Source organism: Paraburkholderia sp. RL17-380-BIE-A, assembly GCF_046028085.1.
Classification (GTDB): Bacteria; Pseudomonadota; Gammaproteobacteria; order Burkholderiales; family Burkholderiaceae; genus Paraburkholderia.
In genome coordinates this window covers 104,550-124,402 of the sequence record NZ_JARESQ010000015.1, presented here as the reverse complement: position 1 = coordinate 124,402, position 19,853 = coordinate 104,550, and the positions used below count along the sequence as shown (strand labels likewise).

Sequence of the window (19,853 nt, the reverse complement as noted above, 5' to 3'; positions counted from 1 at the left end):
ATGGCAAACGTGGCTAATCCGGCAAACGCGCTGGTCAATCCGGTCGCAAGCGAGGCCGACGTGGCGGGCGTGGCGACCCGTCCCGAGGCGGCGGACGCGGCGGGTCTCGCGACACCGGCCAACGTGGCCGTGCGCAATCTGACCATCCGGCTGGGCGCGAACACGGTGATCGAGAACCTCGATCTCGACGTGCGGGCCGGCGAATTCGTCGTACTGCTCGGGCCGTCGGGCTGCGGCAAATCTACCTTGCTGCACAGCATCGCCGGATTGATCGACGTGAGCGACGGCAGCATCGAGATTGCCGGCGAAGACATGACCTGGGCCGACCCGAAAGACCGGCGCATTGCACTGGTGTTCCAGTCGTACGCGCTCTATCCGACCATGAGCGTGGAGCGCAATCTGTCGTTTGCCTTGCGCATCAACGGCACGCCGAAGGCGGAGATTGCGCGGCGCGTGGCGCGGGCCTCCGAGATGTTGCAACTCGGGCCGCTGCTCAAGCGCAAACCGGCGCAGCTTTCAGGTGGCCAACGGCAGCGGGTGGCGATTGGCCGGGCGATCGTGCGCGAGGCCGACGTATTCCTGTTCGACGAACCGCTCTCGAACCTCGACGCCAAATTGCGCACCGAACTGCGCCGCGAACTCAAGCAACTGCATCAACGTCTGGGCGCGACGATGATCTACGTCACGCACGATCAGGTCGAGGCGATGACGCTCGCGACCCGCATGGCGGTGATGCGCGGCGGCGTGATCCAGCAGTTCGGCACGCCCGCCGAAGTCTACGCGCGCCCCGACAACCTGTTCGTCGCCACGTTTCTCGGCACGCCCGCGATGAACCTGCTCAAGGGCACGCTCGAAACACGCGACGGCAGCGTCCACTTCTCTTCTGAGCATGGGCGGCTCGACGTCTCTGCGTACCCGTTCAAGTCCACGCCGGCGAATGCATTGCCGTGCGTGCTTGGCGTGCGGGCCGAAGACGTGAGAGTGGGCGAGGGCGCGAGCGAACGCGCAAAAGTTTCGCTGGTGGAGCCGATGGGCAACCACCGCGTCATCTGGCTCGACTATCATGGAGTTCAGGTCGCGTCGATCGACCAGACGAAGACGCCAGTGGCGGTGGGGGACACCGTGGCGTTCTCGTTCGGCGGCACACATGTCTCTCTGTTCGACGAAGCGGGCGGCGCGCGTTTGTAGCGCCGGCACGCGGCGTCGCTCCAAATACAACATGCTTGACGGAGATCCGCGTGGCAACACTCAAAGATGTCGCGGCACTGGCCGGCGTGGGCATGTCGACTGCCTCGCGCGCCATTTCCGGTAAAGGGCCGATTTCGGCGGATGCCGCCGCTCGCGTGAAAGCGGCCATCGAGCAGCTGAACTTTCGGCCGTCCTCCATCGGCCGCGCCATGGCTACGCAGTCGCTCGGCATGGTCGGCCTTTTCGTGCCGACTTTCTTCGGCTCCTACTACGGCACGATCCTCAAGCAGACCGATACCGAACTGCGCGCGGTACGCCGTCACGTGGTGGTGGCGACCGGCTGCGGAGAAGTGTCGCCGCGTGAACAGGCCATCGAGGCGGTGCGTTTTCTGATCGGCCGGGATTGCGACGGCGTGGTGGTGATCAGTCACGATCTGCACGACGAGGATCTGATCATGCTGCACCGCATGCATCCGAAAATGGTGTTCCTGAACCGCGCGTTCGATCAGTTGCCGGAGGCGTCGTTTTGCGCCGACCACCACCGTGGCGGCGAGCTGGCGGCGCGCACCCTGCTCGATCATGGGCACCGTGACATCGCGGTGATTTCGGGGCCTTTTACCGCGTCCGACAACCTGACCCGTCTGGAAGGCTTCTTTGCCGAACTGGCGCGCGAGGGCATTGCGCGCGACGACGTCACGCTGATCGAATCGGATTTCTCACCGGAAGGCGGCTACGCTGCCGCGCAAAAATTGCTCGACGCGAAACGTCGCTTCACGGGCGTGTTCTGCGCGAACGATACGATGGCCGTGAGCGCGTTGGCGCGTTTTCACCAGGCGGGTATTGCCGTTCCCGACGAGGTCTCGGTGATCGGCTACGACGACGATTACTCGGCTGCTTACGCTGCGCCCGGGCTGACCTCGGTGCATATTCCAACGGCCGAGTTGACGCAGAACGCCGTGCGCTGGTTGGTCAACCAGTGCTACCGGACCACGTGGGAGATTTTCCGCGAATTTCCAGTGACGGTGACGATGCGCGAATCGGTGGGGCCGGCGCCGGGTGTGGCGGCCGGTGCCATCGACGCTGCACATTTGGGCCGTACGCGGTAGCCGGGTACGGCAGCGGCGAACTGCTGCGCGCCGATGCTGCTAAGCGCTACTGCCGCTACGTGCCGCTCCATGCCGCTGCCGTTGGCGGCACACACTCAGGTGCCGCTGCGCAGCGACTGTTCGTAGCGCAGGCGCGCTTCTTCGTCGAGCCGCGTATCTTCGAGTTCTTGCAGCACGGCTTCGAGATCGATCGGCGTGGTGTCCGCTTCGACGCGGCCGGTCAATGCGGTGTCGACATGCAACGCGCCCGCTTCGTAGAGCGCCCAGATTTCCTTGCCGTAGTGGGTGTCGAGCAGGCCCGGCGCGAAGCGGCCGAAATACGTGGCGAGGTTGTTGACATCGCGCTCCAGCATGGCGGGCGCTTCGAGATTACCTGCGGCGTCCACCGCTTGCGGCAGGTCGATGATGACCGGGCCGTCGGCGGCAAGCAGAATGTTGTACTCGGACAGGTCGCCGTGAATCATGCCGGCGCACAGCATGCGCACCACCTGGTTCAACAGCAGCGCGTGCAATTCGAGCGCGCGTTCCTCGCTCATCTCGACGTCGTTCAGACGCGGTGCAACATTGCCGTCCGCGTCGGTCACCAGTTCCATCAGCAGCACGCCGTCGGTGCAGATAAAAGGCTGCGGCACACGCACGCCCGCATTGGCGAGTTGGAACAGGGCGTCGACCTCGGCGTTCTGCCAGGCCTGTTCCTGCACTTCGCGGCCATAGCGGCTGCCTTTTTCCATGGCGCGCTGCTGGCGGCTGTTCTTGACCTTGCGGCCTTCGCGATAGGAGGCGGCCTGGCGGAAACTGCGCTGTTTGGCGTCCTTGTACACCTTAGCGCAGCGCGTGGCGTCGCCGCTGCGCACCACGTAGACGGTGGCTTCCTTACCGCTCATCAGCTGGGAGATGACTTCGTCGATCAGGCCTTCTTCGACCAGCGGGAGCAGACGTTTCGGAGTTTTCATGCGACCGCCGAAGGGTGGCGGGCAGCGCGGCGGTGAGCAGCGGCCGGTTGCGAGGGCGGGTGGTGCGGGATTCGGTTCATGCCGGATTATACGGGGAGACCGCAAAAAGCATGGGCGCGGTCCCGACCTGGGCGCGAACCCGATCGCATCACTCCCGAAAGTCTCCAACGCGTGTTCGCCGTAATAGCTTGTAGAGGCGTCCGTCTAATTGCGAGGTGTCGCCACGGACAAGCGGATCTGACAGTGTCGAACGGGGAGAAATGCGCAAGCGTTTGCGTATCGAAACGTCTCGTGCAACATACGGTTTCCCGCGCTTTATGCCGCATTTTCTGCCGATATTTTCGCCGCGCGCGAAAGCGGACACTCAAGAGATTGTTGTAATTGCCGATACACTGATTTGCCGTTTTCCCTCATTCAATTCGCAGGCCAATCACGTAGACTTGCCGGTAACATTTTGTTACGGGGTGTGAGATGTTGGCCGTGTTCTTCATTGCCTGCCCGATCGGCATCGCCGCGTTAATTGGTTTCGCGCGGCACGTCGATCCGGTGACGGGACAATTCAAGCGTTGAATCCGCTGGTCGGATGTTTCCTGCGGCACCGCTGAGCAGCGTGCTGGGGAGTGCGGTTTTGTTGAGCCGATCTCGCGACAAGTCTTGCCTTTGAGTGCCGAGTCGCGGCACGATGCGCGATAACCCAAGATTAGGGCAGTATCGCGTATGCGAGATTTTCTGGCGAATGTCACGGCGCGCGTTAGCGTGCTGAAGGGCGTCCTTCCCCTGAACCGTGCTGCGGCGGCGCGCGATGCGCTCGCCGGTGTGCAGCTTGCGTCGATGGATATTCCGCAAGTGCTGGGCTACGCGCGCATTGCCGGCATGCCGGCCGTGACGGGCCTCTACACGGTCTTTCTGCCACTCATCGCCTTTGCCTTCTTCGGCGCCTCGCGGCACCTCGTCGTGGCCGCCGACTCCGCCACCGCCACCATTTTCGCGAGCAGGCTTTCCACCATGGCGCCGCCTTCCAGCGCCGACTATGCCGCGCTTGCCGCGATGGTTGCCTTGCTGACCGCGGCATTGCTGTTCGTCGCGCGCATTTTCAAACTGGGCTTTCTGGCTGACTTCCTGTCGCGCACCGTGCTGGTGGGGTTTCTCGCCGGAGTCGGTGTGCAGGTCGGTATCAGCATGCTGGGCGACATGTCCGGCGTGCCCGGCCGCGCCTCGCGCAGCGTCGATCAGCTGATGCTGGTGGTGCACGGAGCAGCGCAAATCCATCCACCGACACTCGCCATTTCGCTGCTGGTGGTCGGCGCCATTCTGACGTTCAAGCGCATTCAGCCACGCGTGCCGGTGCCGTTGATCGCGGTGGTGGCGGGTATCGCCGCAAGCAATCTCTACGGTTTTTCGGCTCACGGTATCGCCGTACTCGGCCCGGTGGCGGGTGGGCTGCCGGCGCTGCGCATGCCGTCGGTGACATGGCAGCAGGCGCTCGATCTTCTGCCCGTCGCGGCGTCCTGCTTCGTGATGATCGTCGCGCAAAGCGCTGCCGCGAGTCGCGTGTTCGCCGAGCGTTATCACGAATCGGTCGACACGAATGCCGATCTGCTGGGCATCGCCGCGGCCAACGCGGCGGCGGCGTTTTCAGGCGCGTTCGTGGTGAACGGCAGCCCCACGCAAACCGCCATGGCGGATCTCGCCGGCACGCGCAGCCAGTTTGCGCAGCTCGTGTTCGCGGCGGTGGTGGTCGCGGTGCTGCTGTTTTTCAGCCGATTCCTGCAGTATCTGCCGCACTGCATTCTCGCCAGCATCGTGTTTACGATCGCCATCGGTCTGATCAATCTGAAGACGTTGTTTGCGATTCGCCGCGAAAGCCCGGGTGAATTCGCGCTGGCCGTGTTCACGGCGGCGGCGGTGGTGCTGATCGGCGTCGAGCACGGTATCCTGGTCGCGGTGGCGCTCTCGCTGCTGCGTCACGTGCGGCACAGCTACCGTCCGCACACGATGATTCTCGTTCCCGGCGACAACGGCGTCTGGGTTCCGGAGCCTGCCGTGCCCGGCATGCAGACCGCGACGGGCCTGATCGTCTATCGCTTCGGCGCCGATCTGTTTTACGCGAACGACCACTTTTTCGTCGACGACGCCCGCCGCCTGATCGACGAGGCGCCCAGCAAAGTGCGTTGTTTCGTGATCGACGCGAGCGCGATCACCGACCTCGACTATTCGGCGGCGCGCTCGGTCGGCGAGTTGTGCGCGACGTTGAAGCGCCAGGGCATCGAGGTTTTCTTCGCGCGCGTGAACCAATATTTGCGCTCGGATATGGACCGGCACGGCATTACGCCGATTATCGATGCAAGCTGTATTTTCAACACCTTGCACGAGGCGCTGCGCGCGGCCGGCGTAGTGAGCCCGGCCGGCAGGTAGACGAGGTCACGCAAGCGCATGCTCGCGGCGAGCTGTGATGGCTTTAGCGTGGCGGTTCTTCGTCAGCGAAGAAATGGCCGATAAAGAAACACATGCCCGCGATGGCGATGCCTAGCACGGCCACCGTATAAGCGAGCGCCGTGCCGTGCCAAAGCCCGTCGAACCATTGATGAAATTGCGCCATCAGCACCGCCGCATTGCCGCCGATGCGCTGCAATTCGATCTGATAGCGTGGATCGGCCATGCTGTACATGGAGACGGCGCTGTCCGGCGCTGGTGCCGCCGCATAGATGATCGCCGCCGCGATCACGCCGGCCGCGAGCGCGACCATGCCCGCGAGATAGAACCGCTTCTGCCGCGGCGGGCGCTGCGTTGCCGGGTTCTCTTCATTACCGCCGCTCATCGTGTTCGCTTATCCGCTTCAGTCGTCACGGCGACAGTATCGCAGAGCGGTGGACGTCTCGAAGCGCTCAGCTTTTCGAAGTCAGCATCTTGATGCCGGCGATTCCGAACATGATCGCGAGCGAGCCGTCGAGCCAGCGCCGGATCGCCACATAGATGCGCCGCGCGGAAACGGTTGAAAACAGCACCGCATAACTGCTGAACACCGATACGCCGATGCACATGCAACCGAGCACGACCGGCGCGGTGTGCGACGTACCGCTCGCGGACGACATGGCCAGCGAAACGATCGACAGCCAGACGAGAATCGCTTTCGGATTGGTGAGATGGAGCAGCAGCCCGCGCAGATACAGGCGCTTGAGCGTTGCGTCCTGCCGTGTCGTGGCGCTGGGCAATGCCTCGGCGCGCAAGGCCGAGCGTGCGGATTTGAAACCGAGCCACAGCAGATACAGTCCGCCAGCGACCTTGATCGCCACCAGGCACTCCGAGTACGTGGCGAGCACCGCGGACAAACCCAGTGACGCCAGCAGCGCCCAGAAGAACGACCCCGACACCACGCCGAGCGCGAAGGTCAAGGCGGATCGGCGGCCCGCGCTCATGGCGAGCGACATGATGGCGAGATTGCTCGGTCCGGGACTTGCCGTGCCGACGAAGTACGCACTGTAGGCAATCAGGACATCGGCGGTGAGGAAGGGGCTGGCGGTCATGGGCTGAACCTCGGCGGCGGGCAAACCGTGCGGCGCGCACACGGGCGGAAAGCGGTAAGCGTCACGCGAATGAGGATTCTGCATGGGGCCGCACGAGTCTCACAGATACAGTTGACCGCTCCCGCAACGGCACAATCATGCGTACGCGCAGCGCTTCACGCTTTTGCCGCCATGCCGATGCAATCGGCGAGCGCGCCTGCCACCGCCTGCCGGCTATGCCGTGGACGCTGCACGAGTCCGATCTCACGGTGAAACGTCGCCTCGCCGAGTTCGAGCGCGGCGACGTTGGCGGGCCAGTTGCCGAGTCCCGCGCTATCCGGAATCAGCGCCACGCCGATGCCGCGCGCGACCAGTTGCACGATCCCCTGTAACTCATCCAGTTCGATCACATCGTGTACGTTCAGCCGCGAGCGCCGCAGGAACCGGTCGACCAGTCTGCCGCCGAACGACGTGCGGTCGTAGCGGATAAACGGCTCGCTGCGCAACAGCTCGCGCCACGATCGGGCGTGGCCCTTGCCGCGCACGAGCGTCTTGGGCACGAGCAGCACGAACGGTTCGGTGACGAGCGTGCGCCATTCGAGTTCGGACGGCAGCGCGAAGGGCGGTTTGATAATGACGGCCAGATCCAGTTCGCCGGAATCCACTTGGCCCAGCAAGCCCAGCGACACGCCCGGCACGACGCGAATTCGCCAACCGGGCCGGTCTTCGCGAAAACGCGTTAGCGCATCGGCGAGAAACGACACTTGCGCGGAAGCAATGGCGCCCACCCGTAGCATGCCGCTTTCCGCCGCGCCCGCGCCGCGTTCGGAGAGCCGGGCGTATAGCGTCATCATTTCCTCGGCGAGCGCGAGCGTTTCGCGGCCGGCGTCGTTGAGCGTGGCGGAGCGGCCGGTACGGTCGAATAGCGCAAAGCCGAGTTCCTGTTCGAGCCGCTGCATCTGCGCGCTCACGGCGGATTGCGTCAGGCCGATCCGCGCGCCGGCGCCGGAAAACGTGCCGTACTGACTCACGGCGATAAAGGTCTTGAGTTCGCTCAGCATGATCGATTGATCGATTTTGGTGTGGGTCAGGTCCAATATATATCGTTTTTCACCATTATTAGTCATGGTTAAACTTGGCCTTACACGTGTGGCGTGGAGCGCCGGCACGTTCAACCCAATTCCAATCAGCGAGTTTCCCATCATGAGCGTTGCCGACACCGCCTTGCCGCCGTTTCATCTGGCGTTCCCTGTTCATAGCCTTGCCGCCGCGCGCGAGTTTTATGGCGACCTGCTGGGCTGTCCGGAAGGGCGCAGCTCGGACGCATGGGTCGATTTCAATTTCTACGGCCATCAGATCGTCGCTCATCTCGCGCCTGAAGAAGTCGGCCACCGTCAGACCAGCAAGGTTGATGGCGACGCCGTGCCGGTCCGTCACTTCGGCGCGGTGCTCTCGATGGCGCAGTGGCAGGCTGCGGCGGACAAACTGCAGAAAGCGGGCATCGACTTCATCATCGAGCCGCACGTGCGTTTCAAGGGCGAAGTAGGCGAGCAGGCCACCATGTTCTTCCTCGATCCGTCGGGCAATGCGCTGGAGTTCAAGGCGTTTGCGGATATGTCGTCGTTGTTCGCCAGGTAATGCAGGCCATTCACGCTAAAGCCGAACTGATCGCCAGAACCGGCACTGCTGAAAGTGCCGGCGAAATGGCAAGTGGACAGTGATCGACTAAGCTTTCAACAAGCGTGAAGTATTTGCTTTGCGCAAATCAATCTGTGCGATGTTCCGCGATGCCGGCGCGGAGCATCGCGTCAAGCGCGCATCAATCTCGCCTATCTTTGGGTATCAAACGTTTGCTTGTCAGCAAACTGCGTCCCGTCTCAAGCGCCCCATTTTCTTACATTAGCCTTCCTGACAATTCCGCCATTTTCGCGCCATGCAGGCGTTGGTGCTATCGATCTAGCATAGGCGCAGATTCACCCATCCCTTACCTGCATTCTCTCGGGCACGTTTCAATGTGGATCGTCAACGTTGCGCTTAAACGGCCATACACGTTCATCGTGATGGCCATTCTGATCTTGCTGGCGACGCCATTCGTGCTGTTCACCACGCCGGTCGATGTGCTGCCGGAAATCAATATTCCGGTGGTCAGTATCATCTGGACCTACACGGGCTTGTCGGCCGAAGACATGGCCAACCGCATTACGTCGGTGAACGAGCGCAGTCTGACCACCACGGTCAACGACATCGAACACATCGAGTCTCAATCGCTCGCGGGCATTACGATTCTGAAGGTTTTCCTGCAGCCGACGGCGAACATCCAGACCGCGATCGCGCAGACGGTGGCCGTCGAACAGGCGCAGCTCAAGCAGATGCCGCCCGGCGCCACGCCGCCATTGGTGATCAGCTACTCGGCCTCCAGTATTCCGGTGATCCAGCTCGGCCTGTCGAGCCCAAAGCTCTCGGAGCAGGCGCTCAACGATACGGCGCTGAACTTTCTGCGCCCGCAACTCGTGACGATTCCGGGCGCGGCCGTGCCGTACCCCTACGGCGGCAAATCGCGGCTGATCTCGGTCGATCTGAACACGCGCGCATTGCTTGCCAAAGGCCTGACGCCATCCGACGTGGTCAGCGCGTTCAACGCGCAAAACCTGATTCTGCCGACCGGCACGGCGAAGATCGGAACGAAGGAATACACGATCAACATGAATGGCTCGCCCGCTACGGTGGAAGGGCTCAACGATATTCCGGTGCGCACGCTCAACGGCGCCACGACGTATCTGCGGGAAGTCGCGCACGTGCGCGACGGCTTCTCGCCGCAGACCAATATCGTGCGGCAGGACGGCCATCGCGGCGTGCTGATGTCGGTGCTCAAGAACGGCAGTGCGTCGACGCTCTCGATCGTCAACACGCTGCGTGGCCTGCTGCCGGGGGCTGAGGCGGCACTGCCGCCGGACCTGAAGATCACGCCGCTATTCGATCAATCGGTGTTCGTGAAAGCGGCCGTGCAGGGTGTGGTGCGCGAGGCGCTGGTCGCCGCCGCGCTGACCGCGGCAATGATCCTGCTGTTTCTCGGCAACTGGCGCAGCACCTGCATCATCGCGATCTCGATTCCGCTGTCCATTCTGTCCTCGCTGATCGCATTGCACGCGCTCGGGCAGACGATCAACATCATGACGCTCGGCGGTTTGGCATTGGCGGTCGGGATTCTGGTGGACGATGCCACGGTGACGATCGAGAACATCGAACGGCACTTGCATATGGGCACGAATCTGCACGATGCGATTCTGGATGGCGCGGGAGAAATCGCGATTCCGGCGCTGGTGTCGACATTGTGTATCTGTATCGTGTTCGTGCCGATGTTCTTCCTGACCGGCGTGGCGCGGTATCTCTTCGTGCCGCTCGCCGAGGCCGTGGTGTTCGCCATGCTGGCGTCGTACGTTCTGTCGCGTACGCTGGTGCCGACCCTGGCGATGCTGTTGATGGGGCACGCGCACAAGCCGAAAGAGGGCGCGAAACCGAATCCGTTCATGCGCATCTATCACCGCTTCGATCGCGGTTTCGAGCGCATGCGCGCCGGCTACATCATGATACTCAGCAGTGTGCTGGTGCGCCGTGGTGTGTTCGGCAGCGTGTTTCTCGGTTTTTGCGTCGTGTCGATGGGCCTGATTTTCGTGCTCGGCGAAGACTTTTTCCCGAGTGTGGATGCTGGCGACATTCGCCTGCACATGCGTGCGCCGACCGGTACCCGCATCGAGGAAACCGCGCGTCTGGCCGACCAGGTCGAAAATGTGATCCGCGAGGTAGTGCCCGCGAAAGAACTCGGCACGATTCTCGACAACCTCGGTTTGCCTTATAGCGGCATCAACCTTTCATATAGCAATGCGGGCACGATCGGCACGCTCGACGGCGAGATCCAGGTGGCGCTCAATGAAGACCACAAGCCGTCGCAAATCTACATGGACAAACTGCGCGCGATCTTGCCGCAGCGATTTCCGGGCGTCGAGTTCTTCTTTCAACCGGCCGACATCGTCACGCAGATTCTCAACTTCGGCTTGCCCGCCGCCGTGGACGTGCAGATTTCCGGCGCGAATCAGGAGGGCAACTTCGACGTCGCGCGCAAGCTGCTGAAACAGGTGCGCCTGATTCCCGGCACGGTGGATACCCACATTCAGCAGAAGCTGGATGAACCGGCGATCAACCTTCAGATGGATCGCACGCGTTTGCAGCAGCTCAATCTGAGCGCGAGCAACGTGGCGCAGAACGTGCTCATTTCCTTGTCGGGCAGTTCGCAGACCTCGCCGGGTTTCTGGTTCAACAACAAGAATGGTGTGGAATACAACGTGGCGGTGCAGACGCCGCAGTATCAGGTGTCGTCGATCGATGAACTGTTGCGCACGCCGGTGTCGGGTTCGGCCGACGGGCCGACGCAGTTGCTTGGCAACCTGGTGCGAGTCTCGCCGCAAAATCAGTTCGCGGAAGTCACCCACTACAACATCAAGCCGGTGATCGATCTGTATGTGAGCGTCGAGAAGCGCGACCTGGGCAGCGTGGCGAATCAGGTCGACCAGCTCGTGAACAACATGCGCGCGTCGCTGCCGCGCGGCAGTCAGATTACCGTGCGCGGCCAGGTGCAGACCATGCGCAGTTCGTTCTTCGGGCTGGGACTCGGCGTGGCGATGGCGATCGTGCTGGTGTACCTGTTGATCGTGGTGAATTTCCAGTCGTGGGTCGATCCGCTGATTATCGTCAGCGCGTTGCCCGCGGCGCTCGCGGGTATTGTGTGGATGCTGTTCCTGACGGGCACGCATCTAAGCGTGCCGGCCTTGACCGGCGCGATCATGACGATGGGCGTGGCTACCGCCAACAGTATTCTGATGGTGTCGTTCGCGCGCCAACGGCTTTCCGCCGGCGCACCGCCGTTGACCGCCGCGCTCGAAGCCGGTGCGAGCCGGATCAGGCCGGTGCTGATGACCGCGTTCGCGATGATCATCGGCATGATTCCGATGGCGCTCGGTCTCGGCGAAGGCGCCGAGCAGAATGCGCCGCTCGGCCGCGCGGTGATCGGCGGATTGCTGTTTGCCACGGTGTCCACGCTGTTTTTCGTGCCGCTCGTGTTCGCGGCCATTCACACGCGGCTCGCACGCCGCCACCGTGACGATGGCGACGACGGCGGCGCGAACCACGCAGACTCCCACGGCGATGGCCACGATGGCCCGACGCCGGACCACGGCGGCGCCGGCAAGCCCGCGTAAAGTTAATTGACGGCTGACTGAGATGACCGAAAAAACTCATGCATCGCTAGCGATTCCCTCGCGAGAGACCGAAGGCGGCCACGCCTTGCCGCCGCGCCATCGCGAATGGAAGCGCGCCAAAATCGCTGTCTGGATCGTGCTGGCGCTGCTCGCCGTCGGGGCGTTGCGCACCGTGATCGCGAACGTGATGCAGAACCGTTCGGTGGCGGAGACCACGAAGCAGAACGCCACGCAGTACGTGAACGTGGTGAGCCCGACCCAGACCGAAGGCGGCGGCAATACGCTGCTACCGGGTACGCTGCGCGGCTATGTCGAAGCGCCGATCTATGCGCGCTCCACGGGTTATCTGCTGCACTGGTACGCCGATATCGGCACGCGCGTGAAGCAGGGCCAACTGCTCGCCGATCTGGATACGCCGGAAATCGATCAGGAACTCGCGCAGGCTTTGGCGCAGCGTCAGCAAACCAGTTCGAGCCTCGGCCTCGCCAAAAGCTCGCTGGACCGCTGGCAGCAATTGCGCCAGCGCGACGCGGTCTCGCAACAGGAGCTCGACGAACGGCAGAGCACGTATGCGCAGGACGTCGCCAACCTGGCCGCTGCCGACGCCAACGTCAAGCGCCTGCAGCAGCTCGAATCGTTCAAGCGCATCGTTGCGCCGTTCGCGGGTGTCGTCACGCAGCGCAATGTGGATGTCGGCGACCTGATCGACGCGGGCAGCGGCACGAGCCGCGCGCTCTTCGCGCTTGCGCAGTCGGACCCGCTGCGTGTCTATGTGCAATTGCCGCAGGCGTACGCGCAAAACGTGTCGGTGGGACAGAAGGTGGTGGTGACGCAGGCGGAACTGCCGGGCCAGCAATTCCACGGCACCATCACGCACATGTCCGGCGCGATCGACGTGCCCACCCGTTCGTTGCAGGTCGAAGTGACGCTGCCGAATCCCGACGACAAGCTGCGCCCGGGCGCCTACGTGCAGGTCGCGGTGCCTTCCGTCGCCCACGCACAATTGATGGTGCCGGGCAACGCGCTGCTGTTCCGCGCCGAAGGCCCGCGCGTCGCGGTGGTCGATGCGAACGGCAACGTGCAGTTGCATAAGATCGTGATTGCGCAAGACCTCGGACAGTCGCTCGAAATAGAAAGCGGGATCGAGGCCAACGACAAGGTCATCATCAACCCGAGCGATTCGATCGCGGACGGCGATCACGTGCAGATCCAGCCGCCGCGGGCCAACGGCAAGGGGGCGTCGTGAAGCGCGTGGCCACAGGGCGTGCGATAACGACGCTCGCGGGCACGGCGTTGCTGGCCGCGTGCACGGTCGGGCCCAACTATCAGCGGCCGCAGGCCGAGGTGCCGCCTACCTGGCAAACCGATTCGTACTGGCGCGTGGCCGTGCCGTCGCATGCGCCGATTTCGCCGGACTGGTGGAGTGCGTTCAACGATCCGACGCTTGCCACGCTGGAAACCCAGGCGCTCGCGCAGAATCAGACGCTGGTGGCGGCCAGCGCGCACTATGAGCAAGCCAGGGCGACGCTGGCGAACACCCGCGCGCAGCAGATTCCTGAAGTCGATCTGGCGGCACAGGCATCGCGTTTCCGGATTTCGCAGGATCGCCCGCGGACCAATTACGGTACGCCCACCACGTCGACCGTGCAGAACAACGTGCAGCTCGGCCCCACCATCAACTACGACACCGATCTATTCGGCAGGATACGGCGTGAAGTGGAAGGCTCGGTGGCATCCGCACAGCAATCGGCGGACGACCTCGCCAATGCGCGCCTCGTTCTCACCACGGATCTCGCCACCGACTATTTCTCGCTGCGCGAACTCGACGCCGAGATCGACGTGCTGAATCAATCGGTGAAACTGCAACAGAAGGCGCTCGACTACGTCACGACGGAACACGATCTCGGTTCGGTGTCGGGACTCGACGTGCTGCAACAGAAGTCGCTGCTCGACTCGACACGCGTGCAGGCGCAACTGCTCCTGAATCAGCGTGCGCAGTTCGAACATGCGATTGCCGCGCTGGTCGGCGTGCCCGCGCCGCAGTTCTCGATCGCACCCAAAGTGGTCGATGTCCAGGTGCCGTCGATTCCGCTCGGCGTGCCGAGCGACGTGCTGCAACGGCGGCCCGATATAGCCTCGGCGGAGCGCGCGATGGCGGCGGCGAATGCGCAGATCGGCGTCGCCAAGGCGGCGTTCTTCCCGAGTCTGACGCTGACACCGAGCATTGGCTGGGAAAGCACGCAGTTCGCCAGCTTGCTGAGCGCGCCCACGCTGATGTGGACGCTCGGCGCGGCGGTCGGCCAGGTGCTGTTCGACGGCGGCCGCCGCGCGGCCAACGTGCAGTTCGCGAGCGAAGGCTACAAGGCCACCGAGGCGAACTACCGCCAGACCGTGCTCACCGCGTTCCAGCAGGTGCAGGACGGCATCACCGGACTCTCCGTGCTGGACGGCGCGGCCAGGCAGTCGCGCGAGGCCGTGACCGACGCGCAGCATCTGCTGGCGCTCGCCAACGACCGCTATTCGGGCGGCCTCGTCGCTTACCTCGACGTCATTACGGCGCAGCAGTCGCTCTTGACCAGCGAGCGCCAGGACGTGCAGATTCACGGCCAGCAGATGACGCTGTCGGTATCGCTCGTGAAGGCGCTCGGCGGTGGCTGGGACGTCGGCGCGGATATGGCGGACATGCCGAAGAACACGCAGCCCGGCGACACGAAGGAGGCAATGGCTCCCGCGCGGTGAGCCGATGGATCATGAATGGCGCGGACGCAGGGGAGCGGCGAGGCGTTTCGTATAATGCATAGACAAGGGGACGCGCATGAAATTGCTGATTGTTGAAGACGAGCACAAGGTGGTGGACTACCTGCGCTCCGGTTTGACAGAGCAGGGCTGGGTCGTCGACGTCGCACTCGACGGCGAGGAAGGCATGCATCTGGCCACCGAATTCGATTACGACGTGATCGTCCTCGACGTGATGCTGCCCAAACGCGACGGCTTCAGCGTGCTGAAGGCACTGCGCATGCGCAAATCGACGCCGGTCATCATGCTCACCGCACGCGACCATGTGAACGACCGCGTGCGCGGCTTGCGCGAAGGCGCGGACGACTACCTCACCAAACCCTTTTCGTTTCTCGAACTGGTCGAACGGTTGCACGCGCTGGCGCGGCGCACCCGTTCGCAGGAATCCACGCTGATTTCCGTGGGCGATCTGTTCGTCGATCTGATCGGCCGGCGCGCGACCCGCGACGGCGTGCGCCTCGACCTGACCGCCAAGGAATTCCAGTTACTCAGCGTGCTGGCGCGCCGGCAAGGCGACATACTCTCGAAGACCGCGATTACCGAACTCGTCTGGGACGTCAATTTCGACAGCCATACGAACGTGGTCGAAACCGCGATCAAACGATTACGCGCCAAACTCGACGGCCCGTTTTCCTCCAAGCTGCTGCACACCGTGCGCGGCATGGGGTACGTGCTCGAAGTGCGCGAGGAGGCGGAGCAGTCATGAACCGTTCGATCGCCCGGCGCCTCGCCATGATGTTCGCGTTCGTCGCACTGTTCGTGTTCACGCTGGTCGGCACGGGGCTCTTTCTGGTGCTGCGCACGCAGCTCGAACATCATCTGCGCGAGTCGCTCGACGATCGCACGCAGATTGCACGCATCATTGTCTATCACGCGGTCACGCCGGAAAAATGGCGCATGGCGCGCGAAAAACTCACTGACATGACGCCGCACGACGGCAGCACCGTCTATGCGGTGTCGAGCACCGATCCTTATTTCCATTACGGCAAGCTGGTGGACGGTCCGGTGGTGACGAGCTGGCCGGGCGGCTATACGCGCGTGACGCCGGCCGGCGGCGGTCAGGACATGCTCACCTCCACGGTGACGATCCCGGCCTACGGCGCGCGTCCGCCGGTTCAATTGCAGGTGGCCGCGAGCTACTCGCCCAACGTGCGCACCATGCGCGTGTTCGGCTCGGCACTCGCCGCGCTGTCGGCGCTTGGCAGTCTTGCTGTCCTATTGCTCAGCTACTCCGTCACCCGGCTCGGTCTCGCGCCGCTCACGCGTCTCACGCGCGACGCGTCCGCCGTCAGCCCGAACAATCGCTCGCAGCGTCTGAACACGGCCGCGCTGCCGCTCGAATTGAGCGACCTGGCGAATTCCTTCAACGGCGCGCTCGAGCGGCTGGACGGCGCCTACGGCCGCCTCGAATCGTTCAATGCGGACGTGGCTCACGAACTGCGCACGCCGGTGACGATTCTGATCGGCCAGACGGAAGTGGCGCTGACACGCAATCGTTCCGTCGACGATCTGCGCCATACGTTGCAATCGAACCTCGAAGAATTCGAGCGCATGCGCGCGATCATCAACGACATGCTGTTCCTCGCCCGCGCCGATCAGGGCGAGCGGGCAACTGGTCTGGTCGAAGTGTCGCTGGCCGCGGAAGTCGCACACACGCTGGAGTTTCTCGAGATTCCGCTCGAAGAAGCGCGAGTGCATGCGCAATTGCGCGGTGACGCCGTGGCGCGCGTGAACCGCTCGCTGTTCGGCCGCGCCTGCACGAACCTGTTGATGAACGCCATCCAGCATTGCGAGCCCGGCGCGGAGATCAACGTGACGATCGTGAATGAAGAGGATCAGGTGCGCGTCGCGGTGGCCAACCCCGGTGCACCGATTTCGCCGGACGTGCTCGAACATCTGTTCGACCGTTTTTATCGCGCGGAGGTCTCGCGCACCAATAGCCGCGAAAACCACGGGCTGGGTCTCGCGATCGTGAAAGCGATTGCGGAGATGCATCGCGGTACGGTGTCGGCGCAGAGCGCGCACGGCATCAACACCTTTGCGTTCTCGGTCGCGGCGCTGCCGGTCGAAGCCGGCATGCGGCCGGTGCGGGCGAACGCAAGCGCTGCGGCCGGGTCGGCGGATTATTCGTCGCTGGTAAAGGGCAAGTCGGCCTGAACCGGCAGCCGCCTTTGCGGCGGCAGCGCGTTGGCCGGGCTCAAGGCGCTTACGCGCACACCGAGCAGCCGCAGCTTGCGGTTCAATTCCACTCTGCGCAGGCATTCGGTTGCGGCGCGGCGGATCTCGGCGGCGTCGGCGGTCGGCGCATCCAGCGTCAGATCGCGCGTGACGGTGCGGAAATCGTCGTAACGCAGCTTGATACCCACCGTGCGACCCACGTAGCCTTTGCGCACCAGATCTTCCGCCACCCGCACGCACAAGCGGGTAAACGAGCTCGACAACGCCGGGCGGTCGTGACGAGGATGCAGATCGCGCTCGAAGGTCGTTTCGCGGCTCATCGACTTGGGCTCCGATTCGACCACCACCGGCCGCTCGTCCTGGCCCTGCGCGACCTGCATGAGCCACGCCGAGTAGCTGCGCCCAAAGTGGTCCTGCAACAGTCCCGCATCTGCCGCCGCCAGATCGCCGACCGTGGCGAGACCGAGCGCGGTCAGCTTTTCCGCGGCCTTCGGCCCGATGCCGTTGACCTTGCGCACGGCGAGCGGCCACACGCGCAGCGGCACATCGGCCGGCGTGAGGATCGTGAGTCCGTTGGGTTTATCGAGTTCGGAGCCGATCTTCGCCAGCAGCTTGTTCGGCGCCACGCAAATGGAGCAGGTGAGTCCGGTGGCCTGATTGACCGCCTGTTTGATGCGCGCGGCGGTCTCGCGCGGCTCGCCCGGCACGTCGGTCAGATCGATATAGATTTCGTCGATGCCGCGGTCTTCGATACGGTCCGTGAAGGTGGCGACCGCCGCCTTGAAGAGGCGCGAGTAGTGGCGATACGAGTCGAAGTCGGTGGGCAGCAGGATGGCGTCCGGCGCGAGCATGGCCGCCTTCATCATGCCCATGGCCGAGAACACGCCGAGTGCGCGGGCTTCGTAAGTGGAGGTGGTCACCACGCCACGGCCCGCGTAGTCGCGCAGCCTCGCGAAACGGCGGGTGCCGTCTTCGAGCGTTTGCGGCACGCCGCTGCGGCCGCCGCCGATCACCACCGCCTGGCCGCGCAATTCCGGATAGCGCAAGAGTTCGACGGACGCGTAGAACGCGTCCATGTCGAGGTGCGCGATGTGGCGGCCTGCAGAACTCATGGGATGGAGAAAACGGATGACAACAAAGGCCAAACCGTAATACTACCTTGCTCTGCCGCCGCAAGGACTGCTCAGAAGCGGTAGCTCACGCCGATCTGCAGCACCGGATAAACCTTGTAGCGCTCCACCTTGTCGCTGATCTTGCGTTCCTGCTCGTCGATATTTGCCTGCGTGGTGAACATCGAATAGATCGCCGGCACGTTATAGGTGGTGCGCGGACGGCCGTAGGCGACGCCGAGATCGAGCGTCAGCCCGAAACCCTTCGAAACCGGCTTATGGCCGTAACCAATGCCGAGATAGGGCATGACGCGCGGCAGCGTGACCGTGGCCGATGGCGCGGCGGCCACGGCCGGCACGTAGTCGTCGCCGATCTTGTAGTTGCCTTGCGCGTTCGGCACGGCGTGGGCGCTCAGTTCGTCGTCGTTGATCAGCGCGCCGGCCGTGACGCGAAAACCGCTGGAGCTGAACGGGAACAGGTCGAGATACAGGCCGCCCTGCAAGAGCTTGAGGTGACCGTCGTATTCGTTGTCGTTGGCGTGGACCGAATGCGACAGGCCAAAGCCTTCGACTTCCGCATGCACGCCCGCCCATGAGGTCAGCGGCAGCGCCGCGCCCACACCGGCGCCGAGCGAGCCGCCGTGAACATAAATCTCCTGCGCCTGTGCTGCTCCCACCATCGTCGCCGCCAACGCCGCGACCACAGCCGCATTTTTTACCAGTTTCACCGCACAGTCTCCCGACAAAGGATTATTTCCGTGCTGGCGACTTTACGGTTTAACCGAGCGGTTCAAATGAATGAATAGCGGGTACTTATGGCAGCTCTTCGCGCTCAAGTTTTGGGTTGCGGAGAAAAAGGAATTTATGACGCGTAAAACATGCCGAACACGCGATTTAATCGCACGCGATATGAAAAATAGCCCTGTTTTCAAGGGCTATTCGGTGATCGAACCGTTACGTCCGCTTCGATAATCACTTCCGCAGAAGACCCGTTCGCCACGCACACGGCACTCGAAAAAGGATACGTTCCGCTCGCTCGTGAGCGACTGGTCGGCTGAGCGACGGAACCGGCCGGTGTACTCAGGTAGGGGCGGGTTGCGGCGACATGCCGGTACAGAGACCGGTTGCCGCAACCGCCTGACGCCGGCCTGAAAGGCAGCGGTTTACTGCTTGATGCCTTCGGCCTGGATGTGCAGCGTGGTCTGCATCTTGAAGCCGTAGGCCTTGCCGAAGTCGACGCCGAAGTCGTCGCGATTGAACGTCGCGGTCGATTCCGTGCCGCACACTTCACGCTTGAGCATCGGGTTGACAAAGCACTTGAACGATTCGATCTTCAGATTGACCGGCTTGGTGATGCCGTGCATCGTCAGCGTGCCGATCACTTCCACCGGCTTGTCGCCGTCGAAGCGGATCTGCGTGCCCTTGTAGGTCGCGGTCGGATACTTGGCGGCGTCGAAGAACTTGTCCGTGACCAGTTCCGCGTCGAGCTTGTCGTTGCCGATATCCACCGAGCTCATGTCGATCGTCACGTCCACCGTGCCGGTCTTCGCCGCGCGATCCAGCACCACGGTGCCGCTGCTCTTCTTGAACTTGCCGCGCCAGACCGAAATACCGCCGAAGTGGTCGGTCTCGAAGCTCGGGTAGGTGTGCGTCGGGTCGAGCTGGTACGTGTCGGCTGCCATGGCGTTAAAGGACAATGCGGCGGCCAGCGCGCCTGCGGCGAGCAAAAGTTGTTTCTTCAAGGTGTTCTCCAGGTTTCAGAAAGTGT

At 63.3% G+C, this 19,853-nt stretch carries 16 protein-coding genes; 9 read left to right on the top strand and 7 right to left on the bottom strand.

Annotated features, from left to right (window positions below; translation table 11 throughout):
• Both P0D68_RS24690 and P0D68_RS24685 read left to right on the top strand, forming a co-directional pair.
• Complete coding sequence (locus P0D68_RS24690) at positions 1-1,188, top strand: ABC transporter ATP-binding protein (RefSeq protein ID WP_408300832.1); 1,188 nt, start codon at positions 1-3, stop codon at positions 1,186-1,188.
• A gap of 50 nt (positions 1,189-1,238) precedes the next feature.
• Complete coding sequence (locus tag P0D68_RS24685; RefSeq protein ID WP_408300830.1) at positions 1,239-2,294, top strand: LacI family DNA-binding transcriptional regulator; 1,056 nt, start codon at positions 1,239-1,241, stop codon at positions 2,292-2,294.
• 95 nt (positions 2,295-2,389) lie between these two features.
• On the opposite strand, the gene P0D68_RS24680 is transcribed toward P0D68_RS24685, so the two are convergent.
• Entirely contained in the window at positions 2,390-3,247 is an 858-nt protein-coding gene (locus P0D68_RS24680; RefSeq protein ID WP_408300828.1) for a PA4780 family RIO1-like protein kinase, read from the bottom strand.
• Positions 3,248-3,964: 717 nt separating this feature from the next.
• On the opposite strand from P0D68_RS24680, the gene P0D68_RS24675 reads away from it, so the two are divergent.
• The gene (locus P0D68_RS24675; protein ID WP_091802547.1) at positions 3,965-5,662 is read left to right on the top strand and encodes a SulP family inorganic anion transporter; all 1,698 of its coding nucleotides are present in this window, start codon (positions 3,965-3,967) and stop codon (positions 5,660-5,662) included.
• Positions 5,663-5,705: 43 nt separating this feature from the next.
• Here the strand turns inward: P0D68_RS24675 and P0D68_RS24670 are convergent, their stop codons facing one another.
• The 3 genes from P0D68_RS24670 to P0D68_RS24660 all read right to left on the bottom strand — a co-directional run bounded on the left by P0D68_RS24670 (position 5,706) and on the right by P0D68_RS24660 (position 7,811).
• The gene (locus P0D68_RS24670; protein WP_408300826.1) at positions 5,706-6,065 is read right to left on the bottom strand and encodes a hypothetical protein; all 360 of its coding nucleotides are present in this window, start codon (positions 6,063-6,065) and stop codon (positions 5,706-5,708) included.
• 67 nt (positions 6,066-6,132) lie between these two features.
• On the bottom strand, positions 6,133-6,771 hold the full coding sequence (locus P0D68_RS24665; RefSeq protein WP_408300918.1) for a LysE family translocator: 639 nt from the start codon (positions 6,769-6,771) through the stop codon (positions 6,133-6,135).
• Positions 6,772-6,926: 155 nt separating this feature from the next.
• On the bottom strand, positions 6,927-7,811 hold the full coding sequence (locus tag P0D68_RS24660; protein WP_408300916.1) for a LysR family transcriptional regulator: 885 nt from the start codon (positions 7,809-7,811) through the stop codon (positions 6,927-6,929).
• A 142-nt stretch (positions 7,812-7,953) separates the two neighbouring features.
• On the opposite strand from P0D68_RS24660, the gene P0D68_RS24655 reads away from it, so the two are divergent.
• The 6 genes from P0D68_RS24655 (at position 7,954) to P0D68_RS24630 (ending at position 16,955) form a co-directional block, all read left to right on the top strand.
• On the top strand, positions 7,954-8,388 hold the full coding sequence (locus P0D68_RS24655) for a VOC family protein (protein ID WP_408300824.1): 435 nt from the start codon (positions 7,954-7,956) through the stop codon (positions 8,386-8,388).
• A gap of 374 nt (positions 8,389-8,762) precedes the next feature.
• Positions 8,763-12,002 (top strand): efflux RND transporter permease subunit, encoded by a 3,240-nt coding sequence (locus tag P0D68_RS24650; protein WP_408300822.1) that lies wholly within the window; start codon positions 8,763-8,765, stop codon positions 12,000-12,002.
• A 22-nt stretch (positions 12,003-12,024) separates the two neighbouring features.
• Positions 12,025-13,248 carry an efflux RND transporter periplasmic adaptor subunit gene (locus tag P0D68_RS24645; RefSeq protein ID WP_408300820.1) on the top strand — a complete coding sequence of 408 codons (1,224 nt, stop codon included), beginning with the start codon at positions 12,025-12,027 and terminating at the stop codon, positions 13,246-13,248.
• Positions 13,245-14,741: an efflux transporter outer membrane subunit gene (locus P0D68_RS24640; protein WP_408300818.1), complete on the top strand. Its 1,497-nt coding sequence runs from the start codon at positions 13,245-13,247 to the stop codon at positions 14,739-14,741. Before P0D68_RS24645 ends, P0D68_RS24640 begins: the two co-directional genes overlap by 4 nt.
• A gap of 76 nt (positions 14,742-14,817) precedes the next feature.
• The gene (locus P0D68_RS24635; protein WP_091802526.1) at positions 14,818-15,504 is read left to right on the top strand and encodes a heavy metal response regulator transcription factor; all 687 of its coding nucleotides are present in this window, start codon (positions 14,818-14,820) and stop codon (positions 15,502-15,504) included.
• Positions 15,501-16,955: a heavy metal sensor histidine kinase gene (locus P0D68_RS24630; RefSeq protein WP_408182032.1), complete on the top strand. Its 1,455-nt coding sequence runs from the start codon at positions 15,501-15,503 to the stop codon at positions 16,953-16,955. The genes P0D68_RS24635 and P0D68_RS24630 overlap by 4 nt, the downstream gene beginning before the upstream one ends.
• Here P0D68_RS24630 and dinB read toward each other — a convergent pair.
• The 3 genes from dinB to P0D68_RS24615 all read right to left on the bottom strand — a co-directional run bounded on the left by dinB (position 16,922) and on the right by P0D68_RS24615 (position 19,827).
• Positions 16,922-18,088 carry a DNA polymerase IV gene (gene dinB, locus P0D68_RS24625; RefSeq protein ID WP_408300815.1) on the bottom strand — a complete coding sequence of 389 codons (1,167 nt, stop codon included), beginning with the start codon at positions 18,086-18,088 and terminating at the stop codon, positions 16,922-16,924. The genes P0D68_RS24630 and dinB overlap by 34 nt on opposite strands.
• Before the next feature lie 71 nt (positions 18,089-18,159).
• Complete coding sequence (locus tag P0D68_RS24620; protein ID WP_408300914.1) at positions 18,160-18,765, bottom strand: hypothetical protein; 606 nt, start codon at positions 18,763-18,765, stop codon at positions 18,160-18,162.
• A 483-nt stretch (positions 18,766-19,248) separates the two neighbouring features.
• Entirely contained in the window at positions 19,249-19,827 is a 579-nt protein-coding gene (locus P0D68_RS24615) for a YceI family protein (RefSeq protein WP_408182027.1), read from the bottom strand.
• Between the last annotated feature and the right edge of the window lie 26 nt (positions 19,828-19,853).